Origin of the sequence: Methylophilus methylotrophus DSM 46235 = ATCC 53528 (assembly GCF_000378225.1) — a bacterium.
GTDB lineage: Bacteria > Pseudomonadota > Gammaproteobacteria > Burkholderiales > Methylophilaceae > Methylophilus > Methylophilus methylotrophus.
Map to the genome: position 1 here is coordinate 697,877 of NZ_KB905141.1, position 21,217 is coordinate 719,093.

Consider the following 21,217-nt stretch of genomic DNA (forward strand, 5'->3'; position numbering starts at 1 on the left):
GCCCATTCCCATATAACCAAATGCTATATATTAGAACAATTTATTATTAAATCAACGATTAAAAATCTGTTACATTGCGCGCTCTGAACGTTTTTGAAGATACTCCACATGGAATTCGGATACATACTGGCAGGGTTCGCTGTCGGTTTTCTGGTTGGTTTAACAGGCGTGGGTGGCGGTTCGCTCATGACGCCCATTTTATTACTGATTTACAACATCAAGCCTGCAGTTGCCGTTGGGACTGATTTGCTGTACGCCTCAATTACCAAATCAGTAGGCATTTTTGCGCATGGCAAACTGGGTAATATTGATTGGCGAATTGTCAAACGTCTGGCGACAGGTAGCGTACCAGCGTCTATTCTCACACTCTGGGCCTTGCATGACATGGACCTGCAATCTGGAGATGTGGTCACTACCATTAAATTCTGGCTGGGGGTTGCACTGATCATTACCTCTGCCGCCGTATTATTAAGAAACAAATTGATCTCACTGGTTTCAAAAGATGAATGGATTCCAGCGCGTTACGTGCCAGCGGCTACCGTTGTGTTGGGCGCCACCTTGGGCGGGCTGGTCACACTGACTTCAGTCGGTGCCGGGGCGCTGGGTGTCACGGCACTAATCATGCTCTACCCGAAAGAAAAAATCACCACCATTGTCGGTAGTGATATCGCGCACGCGGTTCCGCTTACCCTGGTAGCGGGTTTGGGACATGCCTCCCTCGGTACCATAGATTACAGCTTACTGGGCACATTGCTGATCGGCTCCATTCCCGGCATCTATCTTGGCAGCCACATGAGCTCACGCGTCGCTGAACACTGGGTGCGCATTGCGCTGGCTATGATATTGATTTATGTAGGCTTTAAGCTCGTTTTCCATTAAAATACTGCCTCTTCGCTTTTTGCGAATAAAGTGACTCAAGCATGTACAAATACGACCCGATAGACCAACAAATTGTTAACGAACGCGTCGCGCAGTATCGCGACCAGACTAGACGCTACCTGGCAGGCGAGCTCACCGATGAGGAGTTCCGTCCATTGCGCCTGCAAAATGGCCTGTATATTCAACGCCATGCGCCCATGCTACGTATTGCGGTACCCTACGGATTGCTGTCCAGCAAACAATTGCGCAAACTGGCGGATATTACAAAAAAATATGACCGTGGCTATGGCCACTTCAGCACCCGCCAAAACTTGCAATTAAACTGGCCCAAACTGGAAGATACACCAGATATCCTGGCGGAACTGGCGACGGTAGAAATGCACGCCATCCAGACCTCGGGCAACTGCATCCGTAACATTACGACTGACCAATTTGCCGGGATTGCACCGGATGAAATTATTGACCCACGCGCAATCGCAGAAATCATGCGCCAATGGAGCACCTTCCACCCGGAATTTGCCCTGTTGCCACGCAAATTCAAGATTGCGGTATCCGGCACAGAAAAAGACCGCGCCATTGTGCAGGCGCACGATATCGGCCTAGAGTTTTATAAAGACACAGAGGGCCAGATGGCGATTAAAGTCTGGGTCGGTGGCGGCCTGGGCCGTACGCCTATCCTGGGCACCGTGATCCGTGAGCACCTCGAATGGCAACACGTGTTGTCTTACTGCGAAGCGATTATCCGCGTTTATAACATCCACGGTCGCCGCGATAACATTTACAAGGCACGAATCAAGATTCTGGTCAAAGCACTGGGCATTGAAGAATTCAAACGTCAGGTGGAAGAAGAATGGGCGCATTTAAAAGATGGCCCGCTGACCATCACCCAACACGAACTGGATCGCGTAGCCAAATATTTTGAGCCCATGCCATATAAAACGCTGCCAGCGCATGATGCTGCGTTTGACGCTGCCGTTGCCAGCAATCCGGCGTTTGCTGCATGGGTAAAACGTTGTGTACACGCCCATCGCGTCTCTGGCTATCGCGCCGTGACTTTGTCACTCAAGCCCCATGGCAAAGCTCCTGGCGATATCACTAGCGAGCAAATGCATGTTGTCGCCGATCTGGCAGACGCTTACAGCTTTGGGGAGTTGCGTTCATCACACGAACAAAACCTGATCCTGGCCGATGTGCAATTGTCAGATTTATTTGCCGTGTGGGAAAAAGCCCGTGCCGCTGGATTGGCCACCCCTAACATTGGCTTGCTGACTGACATTATCTGCTGCCCGGGTGGTGACTTCTGCAGCCTGGCCAATGCCAAGTCCATCCCGATTGCCGAAGCCATCCAGATGCAATTTGACAATCTGGATTACCTCTATGAAATCGGCGACCTGGAACTCAACATTTCCGGCTGCATGAACGCTTGCGGTCACCACCATGTTGGCCACATCGGCATCCTGGGTGTGGATAAAGATGGTTCTGAATGGTATCAGGTCACGATTGGCGGCAAACAAGGCAATGACGCCAGCATAGGCACCGTCATTGGCCCTTCATTCTCAGCTGAGGAAATGCCAGACGTGGTTAAACGCCTGATTGAAGTCTATGTGCGCGAGCGCCAGGATGAAGAGCGCTTTATTGATACTGTACGTCGTTTAGGTGTGGCACCGTTCAAGGCCCATGTCTATGCTGAAAAGGAAACTGCATAATGAGTCAACTGATTCAATTGTCTGCCAATGGCCAGGCCAGCATTGTGGCTGATGAATGGACACGTGTTGTTCCACCTGCGCCGGCTGAAGAGTCTGTGCGCAAACAGGCAGGTAAAGTCGTACTTTTTAAACTGACAGGTGAACTTACTTTTACCCCAGAACAGATCGCCAATACGCAAATTCCGGCCAGCGGCAAGATTCTGGTACCGCTGACTGTCTGGCAAGCGCGCAAGGCCGAATTAGAGCCTCGCCTCGCAGCTGGCGAGTTAGGGATTGTTTTAGCCACACACGAAACGGCTGAAGCCTTGCAGGCAGAGTTTGCCGACCTCAACAGCCTGCCTATTATTGCAATTTTTGTCGAGCGCTTTGCCGATGGTCGCATTTTCACATTAGGCGCCTGGCTGCGTACACGTTTTGGTTATAAAAACGAGTTGCGTGCGATTGGTGACGTATTGCGTGACCAATTGTTTTTCCACAAACGTGCCGGTTTTAACAGCTTCCTGATCCGGGCAGACCGCTCCGCCGAAGATGCACTGGCCAGCCTGAATGATTTCAGCCAGCCTTACCAGGGCGGGGTTGCTGATGTCCCAGTCTGGCGCAGGGTGAACCGCGCATGAACTCCAGCGTCAGCATGCTCAAACCGGCCGCCAACAACCCGGCCACGCGTCCTACACTGACAGATGAACTGGTCGCCAGCGTACACGCCAAGCGTGCGCAGGCGCTCGGCTTGCTGCGTGCTGCAGCGGCTGAATTTCCAGCCATTACGTTTGCCAATAGCTATGGCGCCGAAGATATGGTCTTAACGGACCTGATTGCCAAAGAAAAGCTGCCTATCGAGATTTTCTCGCTGGATACTGGCCGCCTGCCTGCTGAAACCTACACGTTGATGGGTGATGTTGAACAAACTTACAGCATTAAGCCGCTGGTATTTTTCCCCAAGCATGAAGCCGTGGAAAATTATGTTCGTACCCAAGGTATCAATGCCTTCTATGAAAGCATTGAGCTGCGCAAAGCCTGCTGCCATATGCGCAAAGTGGAACCCTTGCAACGCGCACTCGCAGGCAAGCAAGCCTGGGTCACCGGTATGCGTGCCGAACAGGCGGCGACCCGCAGCAATTTGCCTACGCGTGAATATGACGCAGGCAACCAGCTGGAAAAATTCAATCCGCTGAGTGACTGGACTGAAAAAGAAGTCTGGGCCTATATCCGCCTGTTTGAAGTACCGTATAACGCCCTGCACGACCAGTTTTACCCCAGCATTGGTTGCGCGCCCTGTACGCGCGCCGTGGCTATGGGTGAAGATATCCGCGCCGGTCGCTGGTGGTGGGAAAATCCAGAATCTAAAGAGTGTGGACTTCATGTTAAATGAAGTCAAACGAGGATGATGGATTTCTGCGTAGCATGGCAAAATATTACATTGCCATGCGAAGCTAAAACCCGACAGCAAAGAGTGCGGTTTGCACGTCAAAAAATAAATTCGTAACGATTGAAAACTCATGTCTACAAAACAACCTTTAAGTCATTTGGACTGGCTGGAAGCTGAAGCCATTCATATCCTGCGTGAAGTCGCTGGTCAGTGCGCTAACCCGGTGCTACTGTTCTCCGGCGGTAAAGACTCGCTGTGCATTTTGCGCCTGGCTGAAAAGGCATTTCGCCCTGGCCGTTTCCCCTTCCCACTCATGCATATCGACACTGGCCACAACTATCAGGAAGTGATCAACTTTCGCGATCAGCGCGCAGCAGAGCTCGGTGAACGCCTGATTGTGCGTTCGGTAGAAGACTCCATGAAACGCGGTACGGTCGTGTTGAAAACGCCTGATGAACCGCGTAACAAACACCAGTCTGTGACCTTGCTGGAAGCGATTGAAGAATTCGGATTTGACTGCTGCATCGGCGGCGCCCGCCGTGATGAAGAAAAAGCTCGCGCCAAAGAGCGCATCATGAGTTTCCGTGACGAGTTTGGTCAATGGGATCCGAAAAACCAGCGCCCGGAATTATGGAACCTGTATAACGCGCGTGTACACAAGGGCGAAAATATCCGTGCCTTCCCGATTTCCAACTGGACAGAAATGGACGTCTGGCAATATATCGAGCGCGAAAAACTCGAATTGCCCAGCATTTATTTTGCCCATCAGCGTGACATCGTCATGCGCAATGGCGCCATTTTCCCGGTCAACGTGCCGTTGACGTCCGGTGAGGTCATCAACCAGCCTAAGGCAGGTGAAGAAGTGATTAACATGCAAGTGCGTTTCCGTACTGTGGGTGACGTGACATGTACCGCGCCTGTGCTCTCTGACGCCGACGATGTCAGCAAGATTGTGGTAGAAACTGCCACCACCACCATTACCGAACGTGGCGCGACCCGTCTGGATGATCAAACTTCCGAGGCTTCGATGGAGCAGCGTAAGAAAGAAGGTTACTTTTAATATGACAACTCAACATAACGACTCTTTGCTGCGCTTTATGACCTGCGGCAGCGTGGATGATGGTAAAAGTACCTTGATTGGCCGCTTGCTGTATGACACAAAAACCATTCTGGCAGATACGCTCAATAATATTGCACGCACATCGCAAAAACGCGGCATGGAAGCAGTGGATCTGTCATTGCTGACCGACGGCCTGCAGGCTGAGCGCGAACAAGGCATTACGATTGACGTCGCCTACCGTTACTTTAGTACTGGTACGCGTAAATACATCATTGCCGATGCCCCCGGCCATGAGCAATACACGCGTAACATGGTCACTGCCGCCTCTACCGCTAATCTGGCGATTATCCTGATTGATGCGCGTAAAGGGGTGCTGACACAAACCCGTCGTCACAGTTACCTGGCGCACCTGGTGGGGATTCCACATATTGTGGTTGCCGTGAATAAGATGGACCTGGTCAACTACGACCAGGCCACTTATGAAAAAATCAAGGCTGACTACATCACCTTTGCCAGCGAAATTGGCCTGGCACAAGCACGTGACATCAAGTTTATTCCGATGTCTGCCCTCAATGGCGACATGTTGGTAGACCGCCTGGACAATATGAACTGGTACCAGGGCGAAACCTTGCTCGAGCTCCTGGAAGCGGCTCCAGCCGCACATAGCGATCAGGCAGAAAAATTCCGTTTCCCAGTGCAGTTTGTGTGCCGTCCACATGATTCAGCGAATCCAGAGTTGCACGACTTCCGTGGCTTTATGGGCCGCGTTGAATCAGGTTCGATTGCTGTTGGCGATTCGGTGACAGTATTGCCTAACGGTTATCAATCCAAAGTCAAAGCCATCCAGCTGGGTAACGAGCAATTGCAAAGTGCGCAAACGGAGCAAAGTATCACGCTGTTACTCGAAGACGAAATCGATACCTCCCGCGGTGACATGATCGTTAAAACCAGTGAAGCACCGGAAGCCGTCAAGCAGATTGAAGCACACGTCTGCTGGCTGTCCGAGACGCCACTTTCCCCCGCCAGGACTTATATCGTGCGCCACACCACACGTGAGTCCAAAGCCAAGATTGGCAGTATTCAATACAAGGTGGATGTAAATACCCTGGAACAACAAGCGACCTCTGACCTCAAAATGAATGATATTGCACGCGTCAGCTTCAAACTGGCACAGCCGCTCATGGTAGACAGCTACGACAAAAACCGAGCCACAGGGGCATTTATTGTCATTGACGAGAGCAGTAATAACACTGTTGGTGCGGGCATGATTGTTTGATGAATGACAACACAACACATCGTCATTTAAGCTAAATTGCAATAAAATATCGTTTTGGCTGAAATAGCCGGCAAAGGATTTAAAACATGACTTATGTAGTAACCGAAAATTGTATTCAGTGCAAATATACCGACTGCGTAGATGTGTGCCCGGTGGATTGCTTTGTTGAAGGCCCAAACTTCCTGGCGATCAATCCAGACGAATGCATTGACTGTACGCTGTGCGTCGCTGAATGCCCGGCAGAAGCCATTTTCTCGGAAGACGATGTGCCAGCGGACCAGCAGCACTTTATCGCGCTCAATGCGCGCCTAGCCACCGTATGGCCTACGATTACTGCGCGTAAAGAACCACTGCCCAATGCAGATGAAATGAATGGTAAACCAGGGAAAACTGAGTTGCTGGTTGAATGAGCACACACTGCTACACTAACAATAAAAAAGCCGCTTTAAGCGGCTTTTTTGTTTTAGGCAGATCAAGTAGCTACTCAATCATGATACTGATCAATTTTTTCACAGGTGCATAGCTGCGTCTATGCTCTGGCGTGACGCCATACTTTTCCAATCGTTCCAGATGTAAAGCGGTGGGATAGCCTTTATGCTGCGCGAATCCGTACTGCGGATATTGTGCATCCAGTTCAAGTAATGACGCATCTCTGGCCGTTTTAGCCAGAATAGAAGCCGCTGAAATTTCAGCGACGAGGCTATCGCCTTGCACAATCGCTTCACACGGCAAATGAAATTTAGGCGTGCGATTACCATCGACCTGAATCAGCGTCGCATGCAGTCCAAACTGGTCCGCCATCGCCTGATAGGCACGTTGCATGGCGAGCATGCTGGCTTGCAGGATGTTGATGGTATCAATTTCCTTTGCGCTGGCACTGGCAATGCCCCAAGCAAGCGCATGCGATTTGATTTCAATGGCCAATGAATCGCGTTTGGCTTCAGATAGTTTCTTTGAATCAGCCAGGCCTTTAATGGGTCTGGAAGGATTCAAGATGACGGCGGCGGCGTACACAGCTCCAGCCAATGGCCCCCTGCCCGCTTCATCAATCCCACACAGTACATGCATACGATCAGGCCCTTAAGAATTGTTTAACCACCGCTGCCGCTTTCTGCGCGCTGTTTTGCTTGAGTTGGGTATGAATGCTGCGGTATTTTTCTTGCAAGATCGTTAAACCCGCTTTATCTGCCAACAAGTTATACAAGGTTTGTGCAATGCTTTCAGGCGTCGCTTCATTTTGCAACAATTCAGGCACAATAAATTCACCAGCCAGTATATTAGGCAGTCCCACATAAGGCTGCAACCGCATCCGTTTTAATAATTGCCAGCTCATATTGGACATTTTATAGGTAATGACCATCGGCTTTTTCAGTAAGGCAGCTTCCAGTGTCGCCGTACCTGATGCCACCAATACCGCATCCGCCGCCGTCATGGCATCATGTGCGTGACCAAACATGATTTGCAAATCTATGTTGGTCTCTGGCTGCTGCGTCAGCAATTGGTGCCAGGCATTCTGGAAAATATCTCGAGTCTCGCGTGTCACCAATGGCACGAGGAATTGCACTTTCTTGCCATTCTCACGCATCAGACGGTCAAAAACAATCGCGGTTTCAAGCACCAGTGCCGCATGGAAATTCACTTCGGATTGCCGGCTACCAGGTAACATGGCAATCACCACGCTGTCTTTTTTCAATTTGAGTTTTTCCCTGGTCTGCCCCGCATTCGGCTCCATAGGCAACGCATCCGCGAGAGGATGGCCAATATAGGTCACGGGCACACCGACTTGCTGATACAACGGTGGTTCAAATGGAAACAGTGCCAGCATATGTGAAACCGACCGTTTGATCTTGTGGATGCGATTTTTACGCCAGGCCCATATTGATGGGCTGACATAATGAATGGTGGCAATGCCCTTGGCTTTAAGTTTGCGTTCCAGCCAGAAATTAAAGTCTGGCGCATCTATGCCTATAAAAACATCGGGCTTTGCTTCGAGTATCTGTTTGTAAAGCTGCTTTCGTAGCTTTAACAGCCCCCACAAATGCCTGAGCACTTCAAGATAGCCACGCACGGAAAGCCGCTCGATCGGAAATAGAGATTTAGCCCCCAAACTCATCATTTTGGGGCCTGCGATGCCGAAAATCTCCACATCAGGATGGAGTGATTTCAGTTCCTGGATGAGGTGATAGCCCAGCAAGTCTCCGGAGGCCTCTCCCGCCACCATTGCAATCTTTGCCATATGATTTTTTATTTAACGCACAATGCCGCGCGTAGTTTGCGCGAGAAAACGGGTCATCAGGCCAATTTCCGGGCATGATTTCTCCATATCCGCCAAGGTCACTTTGGCCTCTTCAAGCGACAAGCCCTGACGATAAAGCACTTTATAAGCACGCTTAATCTGCTGTATGGTTTCGGCACTGAAGCCACGGCGCTTAAGCCCTTCAGCATTGATGCCATGTGGCTGGGCATCATATCCTGCTGCCGTCACGTAAGGCGGGATGTCTTTAAAAACCACAGACCCAACAGCAGTAATAATATGCTCGCCAATCTGGCAGAACTGGTGAATCAGGGTAAATCCACCCAAAATGGCATGATCGTAAATCGTCACATGTCCAGCCAGTGAAGAGTTATTGGCCATGATGATATGGTTACCGACGATGCAATCATGCGCAATATGCACGTACGCCATGATCCAGTTGTGGTTGCCAATTTTGGTCGTGCCTTTATCTTGTACTGTCCCACGGTTGAAGGTACAAAATTCACGGATAGTATTGTGATCACCTATCTCGAGCAAGGTAGGTTCATCCTTGAACTTTTTATCCTGTGGCTTGGCACCTAGTGAAGAGAACTGGAAGATCTCGTTATGTTTGCCTATGGTGGTAGGCCCTTCAATCACGACATGTGAGGCTATCTTGGTGCCGGCATCAATTCGTACGCCAGCTCCTATGGTGGTATAAGGGCCCACTTCTACCGAGCTATCCAGCTCGGCTTTAGGATCTATGATTGCGGTAGGATGAATCAGGTTTTGCATGTTCAGGCGTCCCAGGTGTCTTTCAGGACACGCTAGTCAAAAATTATTTTTCAATGGCTTTGAGGATACACATCATATTGGCTTCTGCCACGATTTCGTCACCCACTTTGGCAACGGCGATGTATTTCCAGATCCCCTTCAGGATACGGTCTATCTTGACGTGCAGAATAATCTGGTCGCCAGGAGAGACGGGTTTTTTAAAGCGCACATTGTCGATACCGGCAAAATAATAAACCGAATCATTGGTGGGCTTGGTACCCATGGTTTTAAACGACAGCAAGGCTGCCGCCTGTGCCATTGCCTCAACAATCAGTACACCGGGCATCACCGGGTGGTATGGAAAATGGCCGGGAAAATAAGGCTCATTGACCGATACGTTTTTCACGGCAGTAATCTCTTTGCCTAGCTCCATAGACAGGACACGGTCAACCAGTACAAATGGATAGCGGTGCGGCAGGTGTTCCAGAATCTCATGAATATCCATGCTATTCATTGTGTTTTCAGCCATAAATTCTCTCAATCTTCCGAATATTTTTGTATATTGCTTAGTGCTTGCTCAAGTTGCTTGAGTCTCAGCTGATATTGTTCCAAATGCCGGATATTTGCTGCTGTCCGTAACCAGTCTTCATGTTTCTGGAATGGCATCAGTGCCGTATAGGTGCCTGCTTGCTGTATCGAACGCATAATCATTGAACCCGGCGAAATGGTGACACCATCCACGATCTGCAAATGGCCGAGAATCATGGCCGCACCGCCTATTTTGCAATGTGCGCCAATCTCGGCACTGCCAGCAATGCCCACACATCCGGCAATGACCGTATGCGCACCGATGCGGACATTATGGGCGACCTGTATTAAATTGTCCAACTTAACCCCATCCTCGATGACGGTATCATCAAGCGCCCCTCGGTCCACGGTGGTGTTGGCACCGATATCCACATGGTTACCAATCACGACGCGGCCAACTTGTGGTATTTTAACCCATTGCCCCTGCTCTTCGGCATAACCAAAACCATCATTTCCAATGATACAGCCAGAAAATAAATGGCAATGGCTACCAATGATTGTCCCATGCTTGATGACAACACGCGGCTCCAATACTGTATTTGGTCCAATCGTGACATCATCTTCAATCACACAGCCAGCACCAATGCGCACACCATGACCCAATTTGACACGGTCACCGATACTCGTCATGGCATCAATCGTCCGTTCGGATGGCAAATGCGTATCAAAACCGATCACAGCGCTAGGATGCACATGATTGATATATTGCCTGGGTGGGTTCATCAAGGCTGACAGTTTGGCGAAATAGGCGTAGGGATTATCCGTGAGGATACATGGCAATCCAGTCAAGGCACGATGCTCTGGACGCAAAATCACGACAGAAGCCTGCGTCTCCTGTAATAATTGCGTATATTTTGTATCATTAAAAAAACTGATCATGCCAGGTTTGGCCTGCTTTAAAGAGGCCAACCGTGAAATTTTCAGCGACTTTGCTTGCTCAGGCTGACCAAGATCAACCTGCCCTCCCAGAGACGCAACTATCTCATGTAATGTAAAGTGTTGCGCCATAAAAAAGACTGTCCTTGAGAATAAAACTTGACGTGAAAAGATGACTGGTTATTTTTTACCCAGCAATTTGAGGACTTTATCCGTAATATCAATACGCTTGCTGGCATAGGCCACGCCGCTGTAAGCAACCAGATCATAACCTTCACTTTCGGCCACTGTCTGTACAGCCTTGTTGATACGCTCTTGCAACAAGGCAAGTTCTTCATTTTTGCGCAGGTTGATATCCTCGCGTAACTCACGCTGCTTACTCTGGAATTCAAGGCGTGAATTATTCAATTGGCGCTCTTTTTGACGGCGTTCAGCTTCACTCATACTCGTTGCACGGTCATGGTCCAGTTGTGATTCCAAGTCACGGATCTGTTTTTGCAACTTGTCCAGTTCCAAGGATCGCGGACTGAATTCTTTCTCTAGCTTTTTGCCTGTCTCAGCAGTTTGGGGAGCCTCTTGTAGCAACTTGTCCACTTGCACATAACCAACCTTGAAGTCAGCAGCAGTCGCTTGGCTACCATATAGTAACAAGCAGAAAAATCCTAACCATATACTTCTCATGCAATGACTCCCTTCACACCAGTTTTAGCTTCTCGCAGCATTAGAACTGTTGCCCGAACTGGAATTGCAGCACTTGCGTGTCATCATAATCTTTCTCATTCAGTGGTTTGGCCAAGACCAGTTTCAATGGTCCAAATGGTGAGACCCAAGTCACGCCCACACCGGTGGAGAATCTCAAATATTCGGAGTTAATTGAATCATCTTTACCATATACACCACCACCATCCACAAACGCACTCAAACGGAACTGATTGGATTGCGAGACAAATGGCACAGGCATAAATAATTCGACATTACCAACAAAACGCTTCGTACCACCGACAGCAAAGTCAGAACCTGAACTTGGATTGATATCACGCGGGCCTAAAGAAGAGTTCAGGAAACCACGGACACTATTCACGCCACCGGCATAGAAGTTTTTGAAGAACGGATAGTTTTTACCGCCGTAGCTATTAGCATAGCCAGCTTCCCCATTGAGCATCAGCGTGAAGTCTTTGCCCATGTCTTTATACCAGCTGTGCTGATAACTGACTTTGTAATATTGCAGATCAAGACCAGGAATGGATACATCGCCAGACAGCCGCTGTAAAACACCCCTGCGCGGGAACAGGATATTATCCCTTGAATCGAAGGTCCAGCCAGCATTGAATACGATGGAATTACTGCTACAGCCACTGCTGTTTTCACAGAATCTCAGGTATTGAATCGGACTACTGTCGGAAAGTTCAACTTCAGTCAGGTCCAGCGTCAAACCAGCACTGATAAAGTCCATTTCGGACATCGGCATGCCAAAACGTACGCCAAGACCGTAAGACTGACTGTTATAGGTACCCACATTCAGCTGGGTTGAATTTCTACGGCTAGTATCCACATCACGACGATAAATATCAAAGCCACGGCTGATACCATCTGGTGTGTAATAAGGGTCTGTATACGACAACGAATAAATCGTATTGAAGCTACTTGTATTGACTTGCAAGGCTACACGGTTACCCGTGCCGAGGAAGTTAGGCTGGTTCACATTGAACCCCAGAACGACACCATCACTACTCGACAAACCCGCACCAAACTGCACACTACCCGTCGCTTTTTCAGCCACAGTCACATTCATATCCACCTGGTCATTGATCCCAGGCACTGATGGCGTTTCCAGCTCAACACTATCAAAAAAGTTGAGGCGCTGGATACGTTCTTTGGAACGCTTGATCTTATCCCCTGCGTACCAGGCAGATTCCATCTGGCGCATTTCACGCCTGACCACGGAGTCACGTGTGCGGGTGTTGCCCTGCACGTTAATCCGTCTGACATAGACTTTACGGCCAGGATCAATAAAGAAGGTAAACGCAACCGTATGCTCCTGCTTGTTGATTTCAGGGACTGCATTCACGTTGGCAAACGCATAACCTTCTTCACCCAGCTTGTCGTTAATGATCTTGCTGGCATCTGTCACCTTCTGGCGATTGAATACTTCACCATCCTGGATATTGATCAGCTTGCGCAAGTCCTCCTCTGGCAGCAACATATCGCCAGCCAGCTTGGTCTTGCTGATATTGTATTTTTCACCTTCAGTCAGGTTGATGGTGATATAGACATCACGCTTGTCAGGAGAAATGGACACTTGTGTGGAGTCGATGGAAAACTCCAGATAACCCTGGTTCATGTAAAAAGAACGCAATGCTTCCAGATCGGCCGTCAGTTTTTGTTTGGAATACTGGTCATCTTTGTTCCACCAGCTCATCCAGTTTGGCGTCGTGAGCAAAAAGTTGGCGCGCAAATCTTCTGTGGTAAACAAATGGTTGCCAACGATATTGATATCGCGGATTTTTGCTGCGGGACCTTCTGTAATCTCGAAGCGTATGGCAACACGGTTACGTTCCAGCGGACTGGCGGTGGCCTTGACCTCAGCGCTGTATTTACCCTGAGACAGGTATTGTCGCTTGATTTCTTGCTCTGCCCTGTCCAGTTGCGATTTATCAAAAATCTGGCCTTCGGCAATACCAATCTGTTTCAAGCCTTCCTTGATTTTGTCTGTCTGAAAGGACTTGTTACCGCTGAAATCAATTTGCGTGACAGAAGGACGCTCCTGCACAGTCACGACCAGTACATCGCCTTCATTTTCAATCCGTACATCCTTGAAAAAGCCAGTTGCATAGAGAGACTTAATCGCCTGTGCGGCTTTTTCATCGCTCATGACATCGCCTACCTGCATGGGCAGGTAATTGAAGACAGTACCGGGCTCTGTACGTTGCAAACCTTCAACACGGATATCGGTAATGACAAATGGTTCTGTCGCATGTGCGTTCAGGTGCATCACCCCCGCCAACAAACACAACCACAACTTGGAACTGGATTTTATTCTCATTAACTATACTTTCAACCAATCAGGTAACGATTGATGTCATTAAAAAAAGCAATAAACATCAATGCCCCCAAAATACCCAGGCCCAAACGCTGTCCTATTGCCAGCACCTTGTCGGGTAATGGTTCTCCTCGAATCAATTCCGCCATATGATACAACAAATGGCCGCCATCCAATACTGGAATCGGCAGCAGGTTCATGACTGCAATACTGATGCTGAGTAAGGCAATAAACCCAATATAAGGCTTGATACCCATCCCAGCAGATTCACCCGCAGCATCTGCAATACTGACGGGGCCACTGATGGCTTTAAGCGAAGCCTCACCCGTGATCATTTTCCCCAGCATATTAAGGGTGAAAGCAATCGTTTCATGCATTTTATCTACTGCACGTAGTGCTGCTTGTGACGCACTGTAATGACGGATCACCTGATATGGTGTGAGATCGACTGCATCCATATTGACCGCAGCACCTAGGCGCCCGACCTTCTGGCCACCTTGCTGGACTGTTTCAGGCAGCAGTTTTACCTGGTACAAATTCTCAGCGCGTTGGTATTCTATTTTTAACGGCTGACCTGGATTACCCCGCACCACTTTAACAAACTGTTGCCAGTCAGAAATTGTTTTTTGATTTACCTTAAGGATACGGTCACCGGTCTGGAGACCGCTTTTCTCAGCAACTGAACCAGGGATGACTTCACCAATCACTGCCGGGACAACAGGCATTAATACAGTCAGACCAGCTTTTTGCATGACTTCGCCATCAGGGTCACCTGGCAAGCGATTTAAAGGCAGCACATGCTGATGTACATCGCCTTGTGCAGTTTTGGTCAACACAAGCACTGATCGATGGGCAACCCAGTTCTCCAACATATGCCATTGGGCTTCCTGCCAGGTTTCGAGCGGCTTGCCATCCAGCGAAACAATCAGATCACCCTGGCGTAATTTTGCCTGGGCCGCCAATGAGCCTGGCTCTACCGGGCCAATATAGGGTTTCAGTCCCACCTCGCCCTGGGCAATCAAGCCCCAGTAGCAGACAAATGCCAGTAATAAATTAGCGAATGGCCCGGCAAAGACCACCCACATTTTGGCAGCGATGCTTTGGCGGTCAAATGCCTGCGACCAATCCACCTGCGCGGACACAGATTCATGTTCACGGCTATCCAGCATTTTGACGTACCCACCCAGCGGGATCCAGGATAATATCCACTGCGTGGATTGAGGGTTCGCCTGATATTTGAATATCGGCTTGCCGAAGCCGATAGAGAACTTGAGGACGCGTATACCGCAACTGCGTGCAGCCAGGTAATGGCCAAATTCATGGATAGTGACCAGGACACCTATAGCAACAATAAACGCCAGGACTGATGTCATACGCTGGCAACCTTGCGTACAGGTTTAACAGTCATTTTTGAGATGAGTGCTTGCACATAAGCCCTGGCCTGGCTATCCACAAGCAGCAGTTGCTCAATCGACTGCACGGTTTCGATGGACAATTTCTGCAGAGTGGCATTGATCAGTGCCGGAATATCCAAATACTGGATTTGTTCGCGTAAAAATGCGGCGACGGCCACTTCATTTGCTGCATTGAGCATCGCGGGTCCAGTGCCTCCAGCAGCCAATGCATCATAAGCCAATTTCAGGCATGGAAAACGTTGCGTATCTGGCGCTTCAAACTCCAACCTGGCCACCTCTATCAAGCTCAGCGGTTTCACGCCAGAAGCGATGCGCTCAGGATAAGCCAAGCCATAAGCAATCGGGGTACGCATATCAGGATTACCCAGCTGCGCAAGAATACTGCCATCAACGTATGACACCATGGAATGAATCACACTTTGCGGATGCACGACCACATCAATCTGGTCTGGGCGTGCATCAAACAACCAATGTGCTTCAATCACTTCCAGCCCCTTATTCATGAGCGTAGAAGAGTCGATAGTAATTTTTGCACCCATCACCCAGTTAGGGTGTTTTAACGCGAGGGCTGGGGTCACCTGTTGCAGCTGTAGCTGACTATAAGTGCGGAAAGGCCCGCCAGAAGCAGTGAGGATAATCTGATTAACACCGACATCAGCCAACTCATCATAGGGTAATTTTGGCATCACCTGGAAAATGGCATTATGCTCGCTATCTATCGGTAGCAAAGTAGCTTGCCCCTGTTTCACAGCATCCATAAACAACTGACCGGCCATCACCAGGGTTTCTTTATTAGCCAGCAGGATTTTTTTACCCGCTTTTGCAGCAGCCAGCGCAGGTAACAAGCCTGCAGCACCCACAATGGCTGCCATGACAATAGTTACTTCGGCATGGGCAGACACCAAGGTTAATCCCTCAACGCCGGCCAGTACTTCGACTTTCAATTGTTCGGCCTGTACGCGCTGACGCAATAGCTGCGCGGCATCCTTGTCCTGCATCACGGCATAGCGAGGTTTGTATGTTGCACACTGCTGCAACATAGCATCCACATTACTGTGCGCAGCCAACGCGAACACGCCATAGCGCCCTGGATGCTGTGAAATCACATCCAGCGTCTGCTGACCGATGGTGCCAGTGCTGCCAAGTATGGTGACGTATTGCAAAATAACCTCTTAAAACGAATAAGCCTGTTGCCAGTAATGAAACCAGAACAGAAGGCACATGCCAATAGGTAAGGCTGGAATCACGCCATCAACGCGATCCAGCAATCCACCATGTCCGGGCAGAAATTGCCCGCTGTCTTTCAGGTTGGCGCGACGTTTGAAAAATGACTCAAACAAATCGCCATAGATACCAGCAACTGTCACCAGCCACAAACCAGGCAATATCCACCAAGTTGACACCGCACCCGTTATCTTGAGTACGGCGGCATAAATGGCCACTGCCAGCAAGGCGCCGAATACGCCTTCCCAGGTTTTACCAGGACTGATGGCTGGCGCCAGCTTATGTCGTCCAAACTGCTTGCCAGCAAAATAGGCTGCACTATCGGCCAGCCAGATCGTGGAAATAATCACTAGCAACACATAAGGGTTAACCTCTTTGGCCGCCACCAATGCCAGCCACAAAGACATCATCAACCCCCAGCCGATGATTGCATTCATTCCTTTATTTTTTGAGAACACATGAAAGAACAAACTGACAGGCACGACAATCAACCAGAACGCGGTTGCGAACGCAAACACCTGCAAGGCATGATAAAAAAACCAGTGAAAGCCCAGCTGCGGCAATAAAAATAACATCGCCAGCCCCAGCAAAGCAGAGACAGCCAGGTAAACATGGGTCTGCGACTTACTCAACTGCAGGAACCCTGCCCACTCACTCAAGCAAATCAGCGTGAGACCTAACATGATTGAGGCCCACGCCAGCAAAGGTAGCCAAAACAAAGCGGGTAAAAATAATCCCAACAGTACTATGGCAGTAAGAATTCGGGTTTTTAGCATAATCAGGAAGCGTTTGGCTCAACCAGTTGCTCACTGGTGCGCCCAAAACGGCGTTCACGCTGACGGTAAGAACTTAATGCCGCTTCAAATGCTGCATCATCAAAGTCCGGCCATAAGGTGGATGTGAAATAAAGCTCGGTATAGGCCAGTTGCCACAACAGAAAGTTACTGATACGTGTCTCGCCACCGGTGCGGATGAATAGATCAGGCTCAGGCGCATAAGGCATGGAAAGATATGGCGTTAAATCTGATTCTTGTATCTGTTTGAGGTCTGGTTGCGCCTGCAATAACTGGTTAACCGCATGCACTACATCCCAGCGCCCGCCATAATTGACAGCAATCGTCAGGGTCAATCCTGTGTTCGCTGCTGTTTTCTGCTCCGCTTCAAGCATCTTTTGCTGCAAGGTGGCATTAAAAGCTGAACGATCGCCAATCAGCTTCAAAATCACGTTGGCTTCATGCAGTTTTTTGACTTCGCGGTCCAGCGCCTCCAGAAACAAGCTCATCAGGAAAGTAACCTCCTCGGGAGGTCGGCGCCAGTTCTCACTGCTAAATGCAAACAGCGTCAGGTACTTGATATCCAGGCGGACACAAGCCTTCACCATGGCACGCACCGACTCTAAACCGCGTTGATGACCTGCCACGCGCGGTAAAAAGCGTTTTTTGGCCCAACGCCCGTTGCCATCCATAATGACAGCCACATGTTGTGGCACCTCTTGAATTGGCGGGACCTCTTTGGTAGAACTGGAGAATAAACCCAAAACAGCTTCCGTTCGCGTTGATGGCTGTTACACAGCCATCAAGTCAGCTTCTTTTTGTTGCAGGATTTTGTCAACTTCAGCCACGGCCTTGTCGGTCATCTTTTGAACCTCATCCTGGGCACGGCGCTCATCATCTTCAGAAATCGCTTTATCCTTGATGAGTTTTTTCAAGGCATCGTTGGCATCACGACGCACATTGCGGATCGCCACTTTAGCGCCTTCACCTTCATTACGCACAATTTTGGTCAGGTCACGCCTACGCTCTTCAGTCAGCATAGGCATAGGGACACGGATCAAGTCACCATTTGTGGCTGGGTTCAGGCCCAAATCACTATCGCGGATAGCTTTTTCAACTTTCGCAATCATGTTTTTTTCATAGGGCTGAACGTTAATCGTACGCGCATCGCCAAGGTTGACGTTAGCCACTTGGTTAATCGCCACCATGGAACCGTAATACTCGACCATCACGTGGTCGAGCAAACCAGCATGCGCACGTCCTGTACGGACTTTAGCCAAATCAGTTTTCAAAGCCTCCAGGGACTTTTGCATTTTCTGCTCAGCAGATTTTTTAATATCTTCAACCATTATTGTTTCTCCATAACGCCAGCGTCCGGCTTAAGCCCTGACGCGTGTTCCTTCATTCTCACCTAAGATGACGCTCTTGAGTGCCCCTTCTTTAAAAATGCTGAAGACAGCAATCGGCATTTTCTGGTCACGACAAAGCGTAAAAGCTGTCGCATCCATCACCTTTAAGTTTTTATTAATTGCCTCGTCATACGAGACCTGATCATACCGCGTCGCTGACGGATCTTTTTTCGGATCAGCCGTATAGATGCCATCAACCTTGGTGGCTTTCAACACGATTTCGGCATCGATTTCAACGCCACGCAAAGCCGCTGCAGTATCGGTGGTGAAAAATGGATTACCCGTACCAGCACCAAAAATGACTACTTTACCTTCTTCAAGGTAGCGAATAGCCTTGCCACGGATATAAGGCTCTGCGACTGCTTCAATATTCAACGCACTTTGCACACGCGCTGGCACGCCGGCATGCTTCATGGCATCCTGCAGTGCCATCGCATTCATGACTGTGGCTAGCATGCCCATGTAATCGGCATTTGCCCTATCCATGCCTTCGGCAGCAGGTGCGACACCACGAAAAATGTTACCTCCACCAATCACGATACCGACTTGCACGCCCATATCGACAATTTCTTTGATCTGCCCAACTATCGCATTGACTGTTTCGCGATTGATTCCATATGCATCATCACCCATCAGCGCCTCACCGGATAATTTAAGGAGAACGCGCTTGAAAACAGGTTGTGCCATCGTTATTTTCCCAAACTCAAAATGTGCTTATTTAATCACAAAACAAGGTTTTTTGGGCCGTAAACCGACCCGTGAGCCATAAAAAAAGTGGAATCCTTGGATTCCACTTTTCCTGTCCATCGTTTAATAACGATTAAACTTTGGCAGCAGCAGCCACTTCAGCAGCATAGTCAACCACTGCTTTTTCAATGCCTTCACCAACGGTATACATGGTGAACGAAGCAACGGAAGCACCTTTAGATTTCAACAACTGCTCGATAGTCACTTTGTCATCTTTGACAAAAGCCTGGCTCAGCAACGTGACTTCTTTCAGGAACTTCTGCACGGTACCTTCAGCAATTTTTTCCAGCATGGCATCAGGCTTGCCCGCTTCTTTTGCTTTCTCAATCGCAACGCGGCGCTCAGCTTCAATCAATGCAGCGTCTACACCGCTGGCATCCAGTGATTTAGGTTTAGCAGCGGCAATGTGCATCGCAATATCTTTACCCAAAGCCTCATCACCACCCACCAGGTCAACCAACACACCAATTTTGCTGCCGTGTACGTAGCTATAAAGTTTGCCTTGTGCTTGTGCACGTACAAAACGTCGCGGAGTGATGTTTTCACCGATTTTACCAACCAGCTGTGCGCGCACTGCTTCAGCAGTTTCGCCACGCATAGGTGCATTAGCAACCGCTTCGATGTTGGCTGGATTGTTTTCGTTGACCACTTGTGCCAACTCACCAACGAACTTCAGGAACTCTTCGTTTTTGGCACAGAAGTCAGTTTCTGAGTTCACTTCAATCAAGGTACCCAGTTTGCCATCAGCAGTGATGCTGATACCAACAGTCCCTTCAGCGGCCACGCGGCCAGCAGCTTTGCTTGCTTTGTTACCAAAACGCACACGCAAAATTTCTTCCGCACGGGTCATATCGCCTTCGGCTTCTGTCAGTGCTTTTTTACAGTCCATCATTGGAGCATCAGTGCGCTCACGTAAGTCTTTCACCATGCTTGCGGTAATTTCAGCCATTTATTACTCCTTTTATTAGGATTCCTGCTATTAGAGGATTTATCTAAGAATTCTTTTCTCTACAATACACCGACTGTGTGTCAGTCATATTGCATGCCATGCAATAGAAAAAAGGGGCGCAGCGCCCCTTTGTCAGCAGCGAGTGATTACTCGGCAGTCGCCTCAGCCACTGGTGCTGTTTCTTCCTGGGCAGCTTTCACGATTTCAGAAATCGCATTCGCACGACCTTCCAGTACTGCGTCTGCCATACCACGTGCATACAGACGAATTGCGCGTGATGAGTCATCGTTACCAGGAATCACATAAGTGATGCCGTCTGGAGAGTTGTTAGTATCGACGATACCAATCACTGGGATACCCAGTTTGCGAGCTTCAGTGATCGCACCGCTTTCATGACCAACGTCAATCACGAAAATAGCATCTGGCAAGCCACCCATCTCTTTAATACCACCAATTGAACGCTCAAGCTTTTCGATTTCGCGCTTGATGCCCAATGCTTCTTTTTTACCGAACTTGTCGATACTGCCATCAATCATCATGGCTTCAAAGTCTTGCAGACGCTTGATAGACTGTTTAACAGTTTTGAAGTTAGTCAACATACCACCCAACCAGCGGTGATTGACGTATGCACAACCAGCGCGTTGAGCTTCTTCTTTGACGATGTCGCGGGCTTGGCGCTTGGTGCCCACAAACAGAATACGACCTTTGTTGGCTGCCAGTGTGCGCACGTATTTCTGTGCTTCTTCAAACAGTGGCAGGGTCTTTTCCAGGTTTACAATATGAATTTTGTTACGATCACCAAAAATGAACTCGGCCATTTTTGGGTTCCAGTAACGGGTTTGGTGGCCAAAGTGAACACCGGCCTCCAGCATTTGACGCATAGTCACGGACATGATTTTATC

At 49.1% G+C, this 21,217-nt stretch carries 22 protein-coding genes; 7 read left to right on the forward strand and 15 right to left on the reverse strand.

The window, feature by feature from the left end:
* The first annotated feature begins 108 nt into the window (after positions 1-108).
* The 7 genes from F463_RS0103315 (at position 109) to fdxA (ending at position 6,697) form a co-directional block, all read left to right on the forward strand.
* On the forward strand, positions 109-879 hold the full coding sequence (locus F463_RS0103315) for a sulfite exporter TauE/SafE family protein (RefSeq protein WP_018985629.1): 771 nt from the start codon (positions 109-111) through the stop codon (positions 877-879).
* Between the two features lie 41 nt (positions 880-920).
* The gene (locus F463_RS0103320; protein ID WP_018985630.1) at positions 921-2,585 is read left to right on the forward strand and encodes a nitrite/sulfite reductase; all 1,665 of its coding nucleotides are present in this window, start codon (positions 921-923) and stop codon (positions 2,583-2,585) included.
* Positions 2,585-3,202 carry a DUF934 domain-containing protein gene (locus F463_RS0103325; RefSeq protein ID WP_018985631.1) on the forward strand — a complete coding sequence of 206 codons (618 nt, stop codon included), beginning with the start codon at positions 2,585-2,587 and terminating at the stop codon, positions 3,200-3,202. The genes F463_RS0103320 and F463_RS0103325 overlap by 1 nt, the downstream gene beginning before the upstream one ends.
* Complete coding sequence (locus F463_RS0103330) at positions 3,199-3,954, forward strand: phosphoadenylyl-sulfate reductase (protein ID WP_018985632.1); 756 nt, start codon at positions 3,199-3,201, stop codon at positions 3,952-3,954. The genes F463_RS0103325 and F463_RS0103330 overlap by 4 nt, the downstream gene beginning before the upstream one ends.
* 127 nt (positions 3,955-4,081) lie before the next feature.
* The gene (gene cysD, locus F463_RS0103335) at positions 4,082-5,011 is read left to right on the forward strand and encodes a sulfate adenylyltransferase subunit CysD (RefSeq protein WP_018985633.1); all 930 of its coding nucleotides are present in this window, start codon (positions 4,082-4,084) and stop codon (positions 5,009-5,011) included.
* A 1-nt stretch (position 5,012) separates the two neighbouring features.
* Positions 5,013-6,287, forward strand: coding sequence for a sulfate adenylyltransferase subunit CysN (cysN, locus tag F463_RS0103340; RefSeq protein WP_018985634.1), 1,275 nt, complete (start codon positions 5,013-5,015; stop codon positions 6,285-6,287).
* 86 nt (positions 6,288-6,373) lie between these two features.
* The gene (gene fdxA, locus F463_RS0103345) at positions 6,374-6,697 is read left to right on the forward strand and encodes a ferredoxin FdxA (RefSeq protein ID WP_018985635.1); all 324 of its coding nucleotides are present in this window, start codon (positions 6,374-6,376) and stop codon (positions 6,695-6,697) included.
* A 70-nt stretch (positions 6,698-6,767) separates the two neighbouring features.
* On the opposite strand, the gene rnhB is transcribed toward fdxA, so the two are convergent.
* The 15 genes from rnhB to rpsB all read right to left on the reverse strand — a co-directional run bounded on the left by rnhB (position 6,768) and on the right by rpsB (position 21,208).
* Positions 6,768-7,355, reverse strand: coding sequence for a ribonuclease HII (gene rnhB / locus F463_RS0103350; RefSeq protein ID WP_018985636.1), 588 nt, complete (start codon positions 7,353-7,355; stop codon positions 6,768-6,770).
* Between the two features lie 4 nt (positions 7,356-7,359).
* Entirely contained in the window at positions 7,360-8,523 is a 1,164-nt protein-coding gene (lpxB, locus tag F463_RS0103355) for a lipid-A-disaccharide synthase (protein WP_026295264.1), read from the reverse strand.
* Positions 8,524-8,535: 12 nt separating this feature from the next.
* Positions 8,536-9,315: an acyl-ACP--UDP-N-acetylglucosamine O-acyltransferase gene (gene lpxA, locus F463_RS0103360; RefSeq protein WP_018985638.1), complete on the reverse strand. Its 780-nt coding sequence runs from the start codon at positions 9,313-9,315 to the stop codon at positions 8,536-8,538.
* Between the two features lie 43 nt (positions 9,316-9,358).
* The gene (gene fabZ, locus F463_RS0103365) at positions 9,359-9,823 is read right to left on the reverse strand and encodes a 3-hydroxyacyl-ACP dehydratase FabZ (protein WP_018985639.1); all 465 of its coding nucleotides are present in this window, start codon (positions 9,821-9,823) and stop codon (positions 9,359-9,361) included.
* Positions 9,824-9,831: 8 nt separating this feature from the next.
* Positions 9,832-10,890 carry a UDP-3-O-(3-hydroxymyristoyl)glucosamine N-acyltransferase gene (gene lpxD / locus F463_RS0103370; RefSeq protein ID WP_018985640.1) on the reverse strand — a complete coding sequence of 353 codons (1,059 nt, stop codon included), beginning with the start codon at positions 10,888-10,890 and terminating at the stop codon, positions 9,832-9,834.
* Between the two features lie 48 nt (positions 10,891-10,938).
* Complete coding sequence (locus F463_RS0103375; protein WP_026295265.1) at positions 10,939-11,439, reverse strand: OmpH/Skp family outer membrane protein; 501 nt, start codon at positions 11,437-11,439, stop codon at positions 10,939-10,941.
* Between the two features lie 40 nt (positions 11,440-11,479).
* Positions 11,480-13,750, reverse strand: a complete 2,271-nt coding sequence (bamA, locus tag F463_RS0103380; protein WP_018985642.1) for an outer membrane protein assembly factor BamA — start codon at positions 13,748-13,750, stop codon at positions 11,480-11,482.
* 62 nt (positions 13,751-13,812) lie between these two features.
* Positions 13,813-15,171: an RIP metalloprotease RseP gene (rseP, locus tag F463_RS0103385; RefSeq protein WP_018985643.1), complete on the reverse strand. Its 1,359-nt coding sequence runs from the start codon at positions 15,169-15,171 to the stop codon at positions 13,813-13,815.
* Positions 15,168-16,376, reverse strand: coding sequence for a 1-deoxy-D-xylulose-5-phosphate reductoisomerase (ispC, locus tag F463_RS0103390; protein ID WP_018985644.1), 1,209 nt, complete (start codon positions 16,374-16,376; stop codon positions 15,168-15,170). The genes rseP and ispC overlap by 4 nt, the downstream gene beginning before the upstream one ends.
* A gap of 9 nt (positions 16,377-16,385) precedes the next feature.
* Positions 16,386-17,213, reverse strand: coding sequence for a phosphatidate cytidylyltransferase (locus F463_RS0103395; RefSeq protein WP_026295267.1), 828 nt, complete (start codon positions 17,211-17,213; stop codon positions 16,386-16,388).
* 2 nt (positions 17,214-17,215) lie between these two features.
* Entirely contained in the window at positions 17,216-17,974 is a 759-nt protein-coding gene (locus F463_RS0103400) for an undecaprenyl pyrophosphate synthase (RefSeq protein WP_018985646.1), read from the reverse strand.
* A 27-nt stretch (positions 17,975-18,001) separates the two neighbouring features.
* Positions 18,002-18,559: a ribosome recycling factor gene (frr, locus tag F463_RS0103405; protein WP_018985647.1), complete on the reverse strand. Its 558-nt coding sequence runs from the start codon at positions 18,557-18,559 to the stop codon at positions 18,002-18,004.
* Positions 18,560-18,589: 30 nt separating this feature from the next.
* On the reverse strand, positions 18,590-19,306 hold the full coding sequence (gene pyrH, locus F463_RS0103410; RefSeq protein ID WP_018985648.1) for a UMP kinase: 717 nt from the start codon (positions 19,304-19,306) through the stop codon (positions 18,590-18,592).
* Between the two features lie 133 nt (positions 19,307-19,439).
* Positions 19,440-20,315, reverse strand: coding sequence for a translation elongation factor Ts (gene tsf, locus F463_RS0103415; RefSeq protein ID WP_018985649.1), 876 nt, complete (start codon positions 20,313-20,315; stop codon positions 19,440-19,442).
* 146 nt (positions 20,316-20,461) lie between these two features.
* A complete protein-coding gene (rpsB, locus tag F463_RS0103420; RefSeq protein ID WP_018985650.1) occupies positions 20,462-21,208 on the reverse strand; it encodes a 30S ribosomal protein S2 in 747 nt (248 codons plus the stop codon).
* Positions 21,209-21,217: the final 9 nt, after the last annotated feature.

Excerpts from the sequence above, each read along its gene's own strand:
- F463_RS0103315 (WP_018985629.1), top strand. The coding sequence starts at position 109 with ATGGAATTCGGATACATACTGGCAGGGTTCGCTGTCGGTTTTCTGGTT.
- F463_RS0103320 (WP_018985630.1), top strand. The coding sequence starts at position 921 with ATGTACAAATACGACCCGATAGACCAACAAATTGTTAACGAACGCGTC.
- F463_RS0103325 (WP_018985631.1), top strand. The coding sequence starts at position 2,585 with ATGAGTCAACTGATTCAATTGTCTGCCAATGGCCAGGCCAGCATTGTG.
- F463_RS0103330 (WP_018985632.1), top strand. The coding sequence starts at position 3,199 with ATGAACTCCAGCGTCAGCATGCTCAAACCGGCCGCCAACAACCCGGCC.
- cysD (WP_018985633.1), top strand. The coding sequence starts at position 4,082 with ATGTCTACAAAACAACCTTTAAGTCATTTGGACTGGCTGGAAGCTGAA.
- cysN (WP_018985634.1), top strand. The coding sequence starts at position 5,013 with ATGACAACTCAACATAACGACTCTTTGCTGCGCTTTATGACCTGCGGC.
- fdxA (WP_018985635.1), top strand. The coding sequence starts at position 6,374 with ATGACTTATGTAGTAACCGAAAATTGTATTCAGTGCAAATATACCGAC.
- rnhB (WP_018985636.1), bottom strand. The coding sequence starts at position 7,355 with ATGCATGTACTGTGTGGGATTGATGAAGCGGGCAGGGGGCCATTGGCT.
- lpxB (WP_026295264.1), bottom strand. The coding sequence starts at position 8,523 with ATGGCAAAGATTGCAATGGTGGCGGGAGAGGCCTCCGGAGACTTGCTG.
- lpxA (WP_018985638.1), bottom strand. The coding sequence starts at position 9,315 with ATGCAAAACCTGATTCATCCTACCGCAATCATAGATCCTAAAGCCGAG.
- fabZ (WP_018985639.1), bottom strand. The coding sequence starts at position 9,823 with ATGGCTGAAAACACAATGAATAGCATGGATATTCATGAGATTCTGGAA.
- lpxD (WP_018985640.1), bottom strand. The coding sequence starts at position 10,890 with ATGGCGCAACACTTTACATTACATGAGATAGTTGCGTCTCTGGGAGGG.
- F463_RS0103375 (WP_026295265.1), bottom strand. The coding sequence starts at position 11,439 with ATGAGAAGTATATGGTTAGGATTTTTCTGCTTGTTACTATATGGTAGC.
- bamA (WP_018985642.1), bottom strand. The coding sequence starts at position 13,750 with ATGCACCTGAACGCACATGCGACAGAACCATTTGTCATTACCGATATC.
- rseP (WP_018985643.1), bottom strand. The coding sequence starts at position 15,171 with ATGACATCAGTCCTGGCGTTTATTGTTGCTATAGGTGTCCTGGTCACT.
- F463_RS0103395 (WP_026295267.1), bottom strand. The coding sequence starts at position 17,213 with ATGCTAAAAACCCGAATTCTTACTGCCATAGTACTGTTGGGATTATTT.
- frr (WP_018985647.1), bottom strand. The coding sequence starts at position 18,559 with ATGGTTGAAGATATTAAAAAATCTGCTGAGCAGAAAATGCAAAAGTCC.
- pyrH (WP_018985648.1), bottom strand. The coding sequence starts at position 19,306 with ATGGCACAACCTGTTTTCAAGCGCGTTCTCCTTAAATTATCCGGTGAG.
- tsf (WP_018985649.1), bottom strand. The coding sequence starts at position 20,315 with ATGGCTGAAATTACCGCAAGCATGGTGAAAGACTTACGTGAGCGCACT.
- rpsB (WP_018985650.1), bottom strand. The coding sequence starts at position 21,208 with ATGTCCGTGACTATGCGTCAAATGCTGGAGGCCGGTGTTCACTTTGGC.